The organism is Mesorhizobium sp. CA16 (assembly GCF_020165175.1).
GTDB lineage: Bacteria > Pseudomonadota > Alphaproteobacteria > Rhizobiales > Rhizobiaceae > Mesorhizobium.
The window spans coordinates 464,542-476,965 of record NZ_JAIUHP010000001.1 but is presented as its reverse complement, the minus strand read 5'-3'; the positions used below and the strand labels follow the sequence as shown (position 1 = coordinate 476,965).

The window sequence follows — 12,424 nt, the reverse complement described above, 5'->3', positions numbered from 1 at the left end:
GTGGAACCAGTCGGACAATATCGGCGTGCAGTCCAACCTTCGCATCGTTCGCATCGCGGAGCGCGACGGCGTCTACCATGCCCGCGTCGCCGTGACCGGCACCGGCTTCAACGGCGAGGGCGACATGGCCTTCACGCTCAACGGCGACCGGATCGCGAGCCTGGTCATCAGCTGAAGAACGGATGCGTGGCGACCTTCTTGCGGCATCGTCCAAAAATATGACCATTGTAATCATGTTTTTGTGGCAATGCCGCCGGCGCTGTGGCATGCCGGCGCTTGGCGATATCGGGCTTCGGCCGATCTCGTCGATATCGGAAGGCCCGTCGATGAAGCTCTTGAGCGCGCAAACCCGTATCCAAAACGATGACATCCGCGCGGTGATGGACAGGCTGCGCGCCGAGCACGGCGACTATGAAAACGACACCGGCGTTGCCGGCCAATGGGAATTCCGTATGCATTACGGCACGTTGAATGCCTCATTCGACGACCGCGGCGTGCTGGTCCGTGTCGCGGCGGAGGACGAGACCTGCCTCTCCTACATGAAGATGATCTTCGCCGGCCACATCGCCGCGCATCTCAGCACCACCGAAGGCTTGCGCTGGCAAGGAGACGGCAAGGATGCCGGCACGCCGATATTCTTCCGCGAGATATCGGTCCTGTCCTCGAGGCGGTTGTCGCCGCATATGCAACGCGTGCGCTTCTGCGGCCGCGACCTCGGACGCTTCGCCCATGGCGGATTTCATGTTCGGCTTCTGCTGCCGCCGGCCGGACGGCAGGCGGTTTGGCCGACCATGGGCGCGGACGGCCTGATCGTCTGGCCGTCGGGCGAGGATGCGCTCACCATCCGCGTCTATACGATCCGCGCGCTGGACGTGGCCGAGGGTTGGCTCGACATCGACTTCGTGCTGCATCCCGGCGCCGAGACGCCGGCTGCGAGTTTCGCGCAGAATGCGAGGGCCGGGGACATCATCGGCATGATTGGCCCCGGCGGCGGCGATGTGCCCGAGGCATCAAACCTGCTTCTTCTGGGCGACGATACCGCGCTTCCGGCGATCGGCCGGATGCTGGAAGAGCTTGCGCCGTCCGTCCGTGCCGAGGCCTTCATCGAGGTTGACGGTCCGCAAGACCGGGTGACGCTGGCGGCGGGCGAGAACATCGCTGTTCATTGGCTTTATCGGCATGGCCGCGAAGCAGGCCGGGCCGGCCTGCTGCCGGAAGCGCTGCGCGAGCGCGGCCGCGGGGCCGACGATCTCTTTGTCTGGGCCGGATGCGAGTTCGCCGACTTCCGCGACATCCGCCGGACCGTGCGCAAGGAATGGGCCCTGTCGCGCAACCGGCATCTTGTCACCGCCTATTGGCGCCGCGGCGCGTCGGGCGGAGACGGTGCCGGCGAGGAATAGTTCAATCTTTTAGTTGCGATCGCTGACCATGGCGATGGCCGGCACCGCCAGCAGCGCGACGACGCCCGCGCCGCCGAACAGTGCGCCATAGCCCAGATGCTGCGCCGCATAGCCGGCCAGGATGCCGCCCGCCATGCTGACCAAGGCATCCATGCACTGGAAAAGCGTGAAATCGACCCCTGCCTGCCTCGGATCCGACCAGCGCATGAACTGCGCATAGAGCGCCACGAAGCCGAGCGCCATGATGCCGGAGGAACTCAGCGTCGCGACGGCCGCCAGCGGGCCTGCCGGGAAAACGCCGGAAAGCGCGAAGGCCGCGAGGATGAACAGCGATCCGGCCTGCAGCATAAGCGCGAGCACAAGCACGCTGCGCGTGCCCAGCCATCGGACAAGAGCGCCGCCGGCAAGGGCGGCCGCGCCGCCGAGAACCATGCTGCCGACACCGTTGACCAGGCCAATCGTGGAAAGGCTGAGCCCGGCATCGACCAGAAACGGGCCGAGCATGGTCAGCGCCGCCTTCTGCGCCAGAACGTAGATCGCCGACGCCGCCAGACCGCGGCGTATCTGCGGGCGCCGCAGCGCCGTGCCGAGCGCGGGCACGTGTTGGCGCACTTCCTCGCGCGATCGGCCGGCGATGCCGAGCAGGAAGGGCAGGCCGAGCAGCACCAGCAGCGAGGCCATCGCCGACACCGCCGCGCGCCAGCCGTGGATTTCGACCAGATAGAGGAAAAGACCGGCGCCGATCGCCGAGCCGAAATAGGCGCCGCCGACCTGGGCGGCATTGCCCCAGCCGAGATTTTTGCCGGCAAGGTTCTGCACCGCAAAGCCATCGCAGGCGATGTCGACCGTCGAGGCGGCAAAGGCGACCACCGTCAGGCAGGCGACGACCGGCCAGAAGGCGGCGGGACCGAACTGGGCGATGGCCAGCAGTCCGGCGATGGAGATGAGGCCGCCGATGAGGACGATCGCGCCGGTGCGATTCCTGCCCGCTGGCGGAAGCCGGTAGCGCTCCACCGCCGGCGACCACAGGAACTTCAGCGCCCATGGCAGGGCGATCAGGGTGAGCAGGCCGATGCGGTCGAGCGGCAGGCCCTGGTCGCGCATCACGGCCGGGAGACCCGTCCAGGTGATGCCGCCGATCACGCTCTGCGCCACATAGAGGCCGCCGATCGCAGCGACGATGGCCGCCGGCGACGAGGCGGCCCGGTTCGAGACGGAGACCGACATCAGAAGCGATAGCGCAGGCTGCCGAACAGCGAGCGGCCCTCGTCGCGGTAGCAATAGCCGGCCGAGCAAATTGCCTGCTGGTTGTCGAACAGGTTCTTGGCGTTGATCTGCAGCTTCACGCCTTCGAGCCTCGGGTTGCGATAGCCGAAATCATAGGACAGCGAGGCATCGACGAAGGCGCGCGCGTCGTTCTTGAAAGTATTGGTGTCGTCGCCGTAGCTCGCGCCGGCGAAACGCACGCCAGCGCCGAGCCCAAGCCCTTCAAGCGTGCCGTTCTCGAACTGGTAATGGCCCCAGAGCGACAGGATGTGGTTCGGCGTCGCCGACAGTTCCTTGCCGTCGGTGCCTTCGGCGCCGCGTTCGATCTTCACGCGCAGATAGGTGTAGGAGGCGATGAGGCTGAAGCCATCATCGAGCGAGGCATCGGCTTCCAGCTCGACGCCGCGCGAGTTGAGGTCGAGCTGGCGCTGCTTGTTGATGCCGGTGGACGCGTCGAAGACGACGCCGTCCTTCTGGTCGATGTCGAACAGCGCGGCGCTGACGGTCGCGTTGTGATCGGGGATCTCGTATTTGACGCCGATCTCCTTCTGCGTGGCGATGGTCGGGCGGGCGACGCGGCTGACGGAAATCGAGACGTCGTCATAGACGAAGCCGATGTTGGGAGAGAACGAGGTCGAATAGTTGACGTAGGGGATGATGCCCCATTCGGTCCGGTAGGACAGGCCAACGCGGCCGGAGAAGGCGCTGTCCTTCTGCTTCGACTGACTGAAATCCGCCGCGGTGGAGGTGGTGTCGACCCAGTCGTAGCGGCCGCTGGTGAACAGGGTGAAATCGTTCCACTCCATCTGGTCGTGCAGGTAGACGCCGAGCTGGTTCATCTCCTGCCCGCCGGAATGGGGGACGGGGGCAGCCTTGATATCCTCGACCGAGACATAGGAGAGCCCGCTGCCGGCGTCATAATCCGACCAGGCATAGTCGATGCCGGCAATCACGGTGTGCCGCGCCGGACCCGTGTCGAATTCGAGCTGCGCCATGTTGTCGACGACGAAGTTCTTCATCGTCTCGGTGTAGTGGCCCCAGTAGCGCTCAAGCGGCTGATCGGCGCCGATCGAGTAATGGCCGCTATATTCAATATCCGAGTCAACGGCGTTGTAGCGCAGATTCTGGCGCACGGTCAGCCAGTCGTTGAAGCGGTGCTCGAACTCGTAGCCGATGCGCCCCTGATCCTGGGTGAAATCATTCCAGGACGGATCGCCTTCATAGACGTTCGACAGCACGCCATAGGCGGAGTTGTAGAAGGCCGCGGTGCCGCCGGTGACGGACTTCGAATATTCGCCGAGGATGGTGAGCTTGGTGTCCTCGTCCGGCTTGAAAGTGACGGCCGGCGCCAGATAGAGTTTATCGTCGGGATAGTCGGGCAGGCCGGTCCCGCTCAGACGGCCGAGGCTGGTGAAGCGGTAGAGGATGCTGTCGTCGTGATTGACCGGCCCGGAAGCATCGAGCGCCGCCTGGAAGCGGTTGTGCTCGCCGGCCAGCAACTCGATCTCATGGAACGGCTCGTCCTTGGGGCGTTTGGTGACGACATTGACGATGCCGCCCGGACCGCTGACGCCGTAAAGCGAGGAGGCCGGTCCCTTCAGGATGGTGACGCCCTCGATGCCGTAAGGTTCTGTCTTGAACCAGGCGGAAGGGCCGTTGTACTGGCGCAGCCCGTCGCGGAACATGCCGTTGTAGAAGGCCTGGAAGCCTCGCAGGAAGAACGCGTCGTAGCGCGTGTCGAAACCGAAGCTGTTTGGATTGGCGCTGGCCGTGTAGCCCAGCGCGTCGTTCAGTGTACGCGGCTTCTGGTCCTCGATCTGCTTCTGCGTGACGACCGAGACCGCCTGCGGGATCCTGGCGATCGGCGTGTCGGTCTTGGTGCCTATGCGGTCCTTCTTCGCGACGTAGCCGTCCTGCTTCAGGATCTCGTTGCTCTCGGCGGTCACCTCGATCCTGTCGAGAACGGTGGCGTCGCCGCCTTCCTGGGCAATTGTCGGCCAGGCATGGCCGAGGATGGCGCTGCCCGCCAGCAATGATAATCCCCGGCGCCACGTCCTCGACCGCTTCGTCATTAACTTGTCTCCAATCCTCAAGTTTGGTTGCGCCTCCGCGCTCTCAAATATGAGTAAGAGAGTCAAGTATTTTTTTGATACCTCGCCGGACTTGACGGCGTCACATGGCGTCAGCCTTCCAGGCAGGCCGGGACAGGCGCGACGTCTTGTTGCGACGGCGATCCGCGACGCAAGCCGAAGAAGACGACGACGGCGGTGAACACGGTGATCGTCGCCAGCACGATGAGCAGCCGGTCGAAAGCCGTCTCATAGGCTTGGACCAGGGCACTGGCGTCGGCCAAGTGCAGATGTTGCACCGTTTCGCTGATATTGCCGGTTGCCAGTAGCTGTGCCGCCGCGGCCGCTTCGGCAGGCGAGGCCAATCCTTGAGCGCCAAGCTGCGTGGCCGTGAAACCGGACAAGGCCGCCATGACGATAGCCAGGGCCACGCCCTCGCTGGCGACGCGGGTGGTGTTGAATATGCCGACCGCCATGCCGGCGCGCTCCTTTGGCACGACGCTGACCGCAAGTCCGTCCATCAGTCCCCAGGGCAAGGCGATGCCGATGCCGATCAAGACTAGCGGGAGCAGCAGCGCGTTGTCCGCCACGGGCACGCAACTGAGCCAGACCAGGCCGGCCGCGGCAGCGAGGAGGCCCACACCGCAGATGGTGGCCGGGGCGATCCGGCGTGCCGCCTGGCCGGCCAGCAGCGGCAAGATCAGCAGCGGCCCGGACAGGCAGATCATCAATTGCCCAGCCTTGATCTCGCTCATCCCCTCAATGCCGATGAAGCGGATCGGCAGGAGCACGAGCAAGACGACGAAGGCATAGGCAGGTGCGGCGGCCAGGAACTGCACGCCGACGAAACGCGGGAAGCGAAACAGCGTCAGGTCCAGCATCGGCCGGCGCACCCGCCGCTCGACAATGACGAAGGCGGCAAAGAAGATGGCTGCAACGCCGAGGAGGGCGATAACGAGGGGATTGGCCCAACCGCTCTGGGGCGCCTGCAGCACGCCGCAGGTCAGCGCGGCAAGCGCGATGGTGAAGGTGGCGGCTCCCGCCCAGTCGAGCCCGGTTGCGTCCGGGTCGCGCGATTCGGCGACGGTGCGCAGGCCGAGCGCGGCGGCGGCAACGCCAAGCACCGCTACCAGAAGAAAGATCGCGCGCCAGCCGAACGCGTCGATGAGCAGGCCGGAGGCAACAGGGCCGAAGGCAAGGCCGATGCCGAAGCTGGTGCCGAGGAAGCTGAAGGCGCGCAAACGCGATTGCCCGTCGAATTCCTGGGCAAGCGCGGAGGCGCCGCCGGCGAAGGCGGCAGCGCCGCCTATGCCTTGCAGGGCCCTGAACAGGTCGAACCAGACGATGTCTGGCGCCAGCATGCAGCCCAGCGCGGCAAGCACATAGGCGGCGAGGCCGGCGAGGAAGATCCGCTTGCGGCCATGGGTGTCGGCCAGCGCTCCGGCCGCCATCAGGCCGGCGCCGAAGGTCAGCATGAAGGCATTGGTCACCCAATTGAGCTCGATCGGACTGCCGCCGAGATCGGCGGCAATGCGGGACAGCGCCACGGCGGGACCGGTGAAGCTCAACGGCATCGTCATGGCTGCGAGGCAAACCGACAGCAGCACGAGCCATCTGCCGGCCGGGCCGGTTCTGGTCATCAAAGTCATGGATTTTCCTATCCGAGGCGGGATTTGCCGGCATGTCCTGACTGGCACAGCCGATCGCAACGACAAGATAGGGCGGCGACGTTTCCGGCAAAATAGTATTAAATCTCCGTTCATCTCGGAACAAAACGCTTGAATAGGTTCACCATGGATCGTCTCAACGGCCTTCTGGCTTTCGCCCGCACCGCCGAGCTCGGCAGTTTCGTCGCCGCCGGACAAGCGCTCGGCATTTCCGCCTCCGCCGTCGGCAAGAGCGTCGCCCGGCTCGAGCAGGAACTCGGCGTGCGTCTCCTGCAGCGCAGCACGCGGCGCATAGGTCTGACCGAGGAGGGCAAGCTTTTCAACGAGCGGGTGCGCCGCATCCTCGACGACATAGAAGACGCGGAGGCGATGCTGTCGCGTACACGCGAAACGCCGCATGGCCGGCTGCGCATCTCAACGCCGATCGTCACCTATCATCTGCTTTTGCCGGTGCTGTCGGAATTCATGGCCCGCTATCCTGAGATCGAGCTCGACATCGATTTCAACGATCGCATTGTCGACGTCATCGACGAGGGTATCGATGTCGCGATCCGCAGCGGCGAGCTGCCCGATTCGCGATTGGTGTCGAGGCCGGTCGCGCCCTTTCGCATGATCTTGTGCGCGGCCGCCTCCTATCTCGATCGCCATGGCACGCCCGGCACGCCGGCGGATCTAGCGGCACATTTCGGGATACACTTCCGCTTTCTCAACAGCGGCAGGCTGCTCAACTGGCCGTTCATCACCGGGAGCGCCGAGCCGCAGATCCGTTCGATGCTGACCTGCAACAACATGGAGGCATTGAAGGGCGCGACGATTGCCGGTCTCGGCATTGCCTGCATGCCCGACTTCCTGGTTCGGGAGGCGCTGCATGACGGCAGGCTGCGCACCGTGCTCGACGACCATGTCGACGGCCGCGGCCAGTTCCGCATGCTGTGGCCGTCCAATCGCCATCTTTCGCCGAAGGTCCGGGTCTTCGTCGATTTCCTCCCCGAAAGGCTTGCGGCGGGACGATAGGCCCCGGCAATCCAAACGAAGCTCCGCGGGGCTGGTCAGTAGGTCGCGCGGCCGCCGGAGAGATCGAAAGTCGCGCCGGTGGTGAAAGAGTTCTCGTCCGACAGCATGAAGACGATCATCGCGGCGGCCTCTTCCACCTCGACGAAGCGGCCGCGTGGCACTTTGCCGAGCATATAGGCGACCTGCGCTTCCGAGAGCTGCTCGAGAATTCTGGTACGGGCGGGCGAGGGGGTCAGCGCGTTGACGGCGATGTCGTGTCCCGCGAGCTCCTTGCCGAGCGACTTGGTCAGCGCCAGCACGCCGGCCTTGGCGGCCGAATAGGCGGCGGCATTCGGATTGCCTTCCTTGCCGGCCACCGAGGAGATGTTGACGATGCGGCCGTAATTGCGCGCGACCATGCCGGGCACCAGGCGCCGGCAGCAGTAGAAGACGCCGTTGAGGTCGATATCGACGATCTGACGCCAGGCGGCGGGGTCGTAGTCCACCACGGTCGCCGCCGGCCCGGCAATGCCGGCATTGTTGACCAGGAGATCGACGGGGCCAAGCGTGCGCTCAGTCGCGGCGGCCGCGCGATCGACGGCCTCGATCTGGGACTGGTCGCAGAGAATGGCTTCAACGCGGCCGAGCGAAGCGAGCTCGGCGACAGCCCGGGTCATTGCGGCCTGGTCGACGTCCCAGATGGCAACGCCGGCGCCCGACGACAACAGGCGCCGGGCGACCGCAAAGCCGATGCCTTGCGCGCCGCCCGTCACCACGGCGATGCGGCCGGAAAGATCGACGACATTCAAACGGCGGTTCATTGGCAATTCCCTTGCTCGTCGAGCAATTCAGCATCCTGATGGATTGCTGACTTGCTCCAACTTTCTGATTTTACGCAATTCCGAACGGAAAACCGCCGAGCACTTTTCCTGGAATTCCTTTGGCATTGGATACCCCGGATCAAGCCCCGACGTTTCGCGCCACCAGCCTGGCTACGCTTGGCACAATCAGCAGCACGACCAGGAAGCGCGCCGTCTGCAAGGTCATGAAGAAAGAGATGTCGACGTTCTGCGCCGCGGCGGCGATGTCACCCAGCCTTTTCTGGCGCAGGAAGGCCGAAGCCGCCAACGGGATGGGTCTCGATCTGGAATTCGAAGCCGGCGATGAAGGGACGCGCCCTGGCGATCGCCGCCTGGACTTCCGGCAGCTGCAGCGATGCCTTATGGCTCGCCTGGTCGGTCCACACTTCGGTGACCCAGATGGCGTCGGCGTCGGCTGGATCGGTGGCGATGATGTAGCTCAGGCAGCCGGGGAGAGCGCCGGTGCTTTCGCGCAGCACGTCCATGACCGCATCGCGCTGGCCGCGCGCCGCCCGCATCTTGCCGATCAGTCCGTACATGCCCTTGATCTCCTCCAGGTTGTGCGCTGCATCGAGTATGCAGTCGACCGCTCACGGCATCAACTGGCCACCATTGACCTCGATCACCTGGCCGATGATGTAACCGCTCAACAGATCGGACGACAGGAACAGATAAGTGCCGACGCAATCCTCCGGCGTTCCGGCGCGCCCTTGCGGAATGGTGGCGACCATGGCCTTGATCTGCTCGGCGTTCGAATAGCGTTCGTGGAAGGGCGTCAAGATCGTGCCGGGCGCCACAGCGTTGACGCGGATGCCGAAGCCGATCAGCTCCTTGGCCATGCCGCGCGTCACGTTGGAAACGAAGGCCTTGGACGACCCGTAAAGTCCGGCGCCGGCGCCGTTGCGGGCGGCGATCGAGGTGGTGTTGATGATGAAGCCACCCTGGCGCTTCAGCCAGGGGATCGCCTTGCGCGAAGCGGTCAGGACAGAGCGCGCATTGAGGTCCATCACGGCGTCGTAATGCGCCTCGTCCTGGTCGGCATAGGCGACGCGGCCAAGCATGCCGCCGGCATTGTTGACCAGGCCGTCGAGCCGGCCGAAATGGTTTGCGCTCTCTTCGACGACACGCTCGACGTCGGCAGGTTTCGAGAAGTCGCCCTGGACCAGGAACACCTCGCCGCCATCGTCGCGGATGGATCCGGCCACGGTTTCGGCGGGAGCGCGGCTTGCATTGAAATGCAGCGCGACGCGGCATTTCTGCGCCGCATAGGCACGGGCAAGTGCTGCGCCGATCCCGGTCGAAGCGCCGGTGACCAGCACCGCCTTGCCGGCAAGATCGGGGATGGCAAGTATCGTCATGTCGGCTGGTCTCCGGGTTGCCATCCTTCGTAGGCCATTGCCGGCCCGGCCTTCAAGTGTTGGCGTTCAGTGCGGGCGCATTCAGGGCCTGAGATAGACATAGCCCTGATGCTGCAGTTCGGCGAGCTTCACGACGCCGCCCTTGTCGGCAAGCTCGAAGCCCGCCAGCAGGTCGGTCAGCGTGATATCCATACCGTGCAAGGTGTTGCCGCAGGCTTGCGGCACAAGTCCCTGCTGGACAAGGCCGGCAAAGCGGCTGGAAACAGCGCCGGAAGCGCCCTTGACTTTGAAGGCGGCCAGAGCCGGACCGTGCACCACGAGCACGATGTCGACATTGCCGCCGGTGCCTTCATAGTGGTTCTTGATGTTGCCGAGGACGAAGTTGACCTTGTCGGCGTCGCTGAGGTGATAGGCGACTTTCAGCCGCCCCTCAGGCGTTGCCGCATTTGCCCGGCTCAGGCCGAACAGGCCCGCGGCGCCTGCGAGGCCGGCACGAAAAATGTCACGGCGCAGCATCGTATCCTCCATTCGCCGCGCGCTCGCGATTTTGCATGGTCCAGGCGGCACTCCTAGACTAGCATATCCAAGTCCTGTCGGTGGGAGGAGGATCACATGACATCGAGGACCATGGTGGCGAGGACCATGGCGGTGGTGCTTTGCGCCGCCTTTGCCGCTTCGTTCGGCGCGGTGCGCGCCGAACAGCCGCTTAAGCTTCCCGAGCTCAGCCCGACTGGCGCCGACGCCTGCTTCGGCCGTGTCTACGACGCCGCCCATCTCAAGGCGCATCCGCGCCAGAAGGTGGCGCGCATCTTCTTCTTCTACGGCCATGACCCGGTCAGCCGGACGAACGAAGAACCCGCCGCCAACCAGGATACGTCCTATAACGGCTTTCTCACCACAACGGTGCGCGGCGCCAAGAAGCCGGAATGGGCGAGCAGCTGGTGCAACAAGGAGGATCCAAGCGACAAGGCGAGCGGCATCCGTTGCGGCATGGACTGCGACCGGACGCTGGCTTCGCTGAAAGTCGACGACAAGGGAAAGCTTCTTCTGTCCGGCTTGTCGCCAGACGTCTATCTCGACCCGGATTCGGAAGAGCAACTCGGCAAGGCCGAGTACAACAGGCACGCGCTGGGCAGCGAGGACGACAATTTCAAGCTGGACCCGATGCCGGCCGAGACCTGCAAGGCGGAGTTCGCGCGCATCGACCCGGTCGACCCTGCGCTGGGCGACCCGCTGCGCGTGCGACTCAAGCCCGATCAGCCCTTCTGCTTCGGGCGTGACTACGACGATGCGCATCTGAAGTCGCATCCCAACCAGCTGACGCAATCGATCCGCGTGTTCCGCGGACCCGTCGAGCTCGCCTCCTTCTCAGCCGGCGGCGATGCCGCGAACTGGCCGGATGGGGCGGATGTCGCCGTTTCGGTGACGACGAGGCAGAAAGGGAAAAAGGTCACGCAGACCTATTCCTGCCAGGGCGAGGCCGATCAGTGGCGCTGCTCGGCCAGTTCCAAGATGAGCGATTTTTCCTGCGACGTCTCGCAGAAGGAGATCTTCCTCAAGCGCGGCGTCAACGGCACGATGATGGTTGCGAACCCCAACAATGCGGTGGCGGTCCTCGATCTCTGCTCGAAGGCGGCGAGCGGCAAGACCAGGTCCGACGACAAGGTCTATCGGCTGCAGCCGATGCCGCAGTCGGCATGTGCTCCGTGAGGTCTGCCGATATTCAGGTGAGGCCGGCCTGCGAACGGCGGCTTCCTACGCTTCCGGTGCTCACGTACTTTCAAGTACGCTCCGCTCCGGTTCTCGGAAGCCATCGTTCTCGACTCGGCCTGACCTGAATCTCGACGGACCTTCGCGCTCTGCTAAGCGAAAGGCACGGCCGCGGTGCCTTTCGGCAGCTTCGCCTCGTCGTCCGGCTCGACATGGATGGTGACGCGCACCGAGGGGATCTCGGCCTTCAGCGCGTCCTCGATGCGGTCGCAGATGACATGGCTGGCGCCGACGGTCATGTCGGCGTCGACCACGAGATGGAACTCGATGAAGGTGGCGCGCCCGGCAATGCGCGTCTTGAGATCATGCACCTCGAGCGCGCCCTTCGAATTGGCCGATATGATGTTGCGGATCTGCATGTGCTCATGGTTGTCGACGGCGCGGTCCATCAGCCCGCTCATCGACGAGCCGATGACATGCCAGCCCTGCCACAGGATGTTGAGCGCGACGATCACTGCCAGCGCCGGGTCGAGGACCTGCCAGCCGGTGAGCACGGCACCGACAAGACCGCCGAACACGCCGACGGATGTTACCACGTCGGTCATGATGTGCTGGCCGTCGGCGACAAGCGCAGGCGACTTCGCATTCCGGCCGGCGCGGATCAGCGTCCAGGCCCAGATCGCATTGATGACCGTCGCGAGGCCGTTAACGGCAAGTCCTTCCCAAGGCTGTTCCAGCGGGGCCGGATGTTGCCAGGACTGCCAGACCTCGTTGAGGATCAGCAGCGCCGCGACGACGATCAGCACGCCTTCGAGGACGGCGGAAAAATATTCGGCTTTATGATGGCCGAAGGGATGGTCCTGGTCGGCGGGCTTGTAGCTGACCTGGATCGCCCAGAAGGCGGCGGCCGATGCGATCACGTTGACGATCGATTCCAGCGCGTCGGAATAGAGCGCCACGGAACCGGTGATGTACCAGGCGGCAAGCTTCAAGACGAGCACGACGAAGGCGACCAGGATCGACCAGAAGGCAAGCCTGGCAATCTTCTCGCGGGTCGCGGCTTTCGCCGCGGCCGCCACCGTGTCCTGCGTCGCAGCCATA

General features: G+C 64.6%; 12 protein-coding genes and 1 pseudogene. 4 read left to right on the top strand and 9 right to left on the bottom strand.

Features of this window, described 5'->3' with window-relative positions:
* Positions 1 to 25: 25 nt before the first annotated feature.
* Both LB525_RS02360 and LB525_RS02355 read left to right on the top strand, forming a co-directional pair.
* On the top strand, positions 26 to 175 hold the full coding sequence (locus LB525_RS02360; protein WP_224543239.1) for a hypothetical protein: 150 nt from the start codon (positions 26 to 28) through the stop codon (positions 173 to 175).
* A 91-nt stretch (positions 176 to 266) separates the two neighbouring features.
* Complete coding sequence (locus LB525_RS02355; protein WP_224543238.1) at positions 267 to 1,400, top strand: siderophore-interacting protein; 1,134 nt, start codon at positions 267 to 269, stop codon at positions 1,398 to 1,400.
* Between the two features lie 9 nt (positions 1,401 to 1,409).
* On the opposite strand, the gene LB525_RS02350 is transcribed toward LB525_RS02355, so the two are convergent.
* The 3 genes from LB525_RS02350 to LB525_RS02340 all read right to left on the bottom strand — a co-directional run bounded on the left by LB525_RS02350 (position 1,410) and on the right by LB525_RS02340 (position 6,384).
* Positions 1,410 to 2,627 (bottom strand): MFS transporter, encoded by a 1,218-nt coding sequence (locus LB525_RS02350; RefSeq protein WP_224543237.1) that lies wholly within the window; start codon positions 2,625 to 2,627, stop codon positions 1,410 to 1,412.
* Positions 2,627 to 4,738: a TonB-dependent siderophore receptor gene (locus LB525_RS02345; protein WP_224543236.1), complete on the bottom strand. Its 2,112-nt coding sequence runs from the start codon at positions 4,736 to 4,738 to the stop codon at positions 2,627 to 2,629. Before LB525_RS02345 ends, LB525_RS02350 begins: the two co-directional genes overlap by 1 nt.
* A gap of 110 nt (positions 4,739 to 4,848) precedes the next feature.
* On the bottom strand, positions 4,849 to 6,384 hold the full coding sequence (locus tag LB525_RS02340) for an MFS transporter (protein WP_224543235.1): 1,536 nt from the start codon (positions 6,382 to 6,384) through the stop codon (positions 4,849 to 4,851).
* Between the two features lie 144 nt (positions 6,385 to 6,528).
* On the opposite strand from LB525_RS02340, the gene LB525_RS02335 reads away from it, so the two are divergent.
* Positions 6,529 to 7,416, top strand: coding sequence for a LysR family transcriptional regulator (locus LB525_RS02335; protein WP_224543234.1), 888 nt, complete (start codon positions 6,529 to 6,531; stop codon positions 7,414 to 7,416).
* 35 nt (positions 7,417 to 7,451) lie between these two features.
* Here the strand turns inward: LB525_RS02335 and LB525_RS02330 are convergent, their stop codons facing one another.
* The 5 genes and pseudogenes from LB525_RS02330 to LB525_RS02310 all read right to left on the bottom strand — a co-directional run bounded on the left by LB525_RS02330 (position 7,452) and on the right by LB525_RS02310 (position 10,129).
* Positions 7,452 to 8,204, bottom strand: a complete 753-nt coding sequence (locus LB525_RS02330; RefSeq protein ID WP_224543530.1) for an SDR family NAD(P)-dependent oxidoreductase — start codon at positions 8,202 to 8,204, stop codon at positions 7,452 to 7,454.
* A 151-nt stretch (positions 8,205 to 8,355) separates the two neighbouring features.
* Positions 8,356 to 8,481 (bottom strand): annotated as a pseudogene (locus tag LB525_RS02325) (AbrB family transcriptional regulator); the annotation flags it as partial.
* A gap of 1 nt (position 8,482) precedes the next feature.
* The gene (locus LB525_RS02320) at positions 8,483 to 8,794 is read right to left on the bottom strand and encodes a putative quinol monooxygenase (RefSeq protein WP_095766458.1); all 312 of its coding nucleotides are present in this window, start codon (positions 8,792 to 8,794) and stop codon (positions 8,483 to 8,485) included.
* 51 nt (positions 8,795 to 8,845) lie between these two features.
* Positions 8,846 to 9,613, bottom strand: a complete 768-nt coding sequence (locus tag LB525_RS02315) for an SDR family NAD(P)-dependent oxidoreductase (RefSeq protein ID WP_224543233.1) — start codon at positions 9,611 to 9,613, stop codon at positions 8,846 to 8,848.
* An 81-nt stretch (positions 9,614 to 9,694) separates the two neighbouring features.
* Complete coding sequence (locus LB525_RS02310; RefSeq protein ID WP_224543232.1) at positions 9,695 to 10,129, bottom strand: DsrE family protein; 435 nt, start codon at positions 10,127 to 10,129, stop codon at positions 9,695 to 9,697.
* 96 nt (positions 10,130 to 10,225) lie between these two features.
* On the opposite strand from LB525_RS02310, the gene LB525_RS02305 reads away from it, so the two are divergent.
* Positions 10,226 to 11,323, top strand: coding sequence for a hypothetical protein (locus LB525_RS02305; RefSeq protein WP_224543231.1), 1,098 nt, complete (start codon positions 10,226 to 10,228; stop codon positions 11,321 to 11,323).
* Between the two features lie 152 nt (positions 11,324 to 11,475).
* On the opposite strand, the gene LB525_RS02300 is transcribed toward LB525_RS02305, so the two are convergent.
* Complete coding sequence (locus LB525_RS02300) at positions 11,476 to 12,423, bottom strand: cation diffusion facilitator family transporter (protein ID WP_224543229.1); 948 nt, start codon at positions 12,421 to 12,423, stop codon at positions 11,476 to 11,478.
* Position 12,424: the final 1 nt, after the last annotated feature.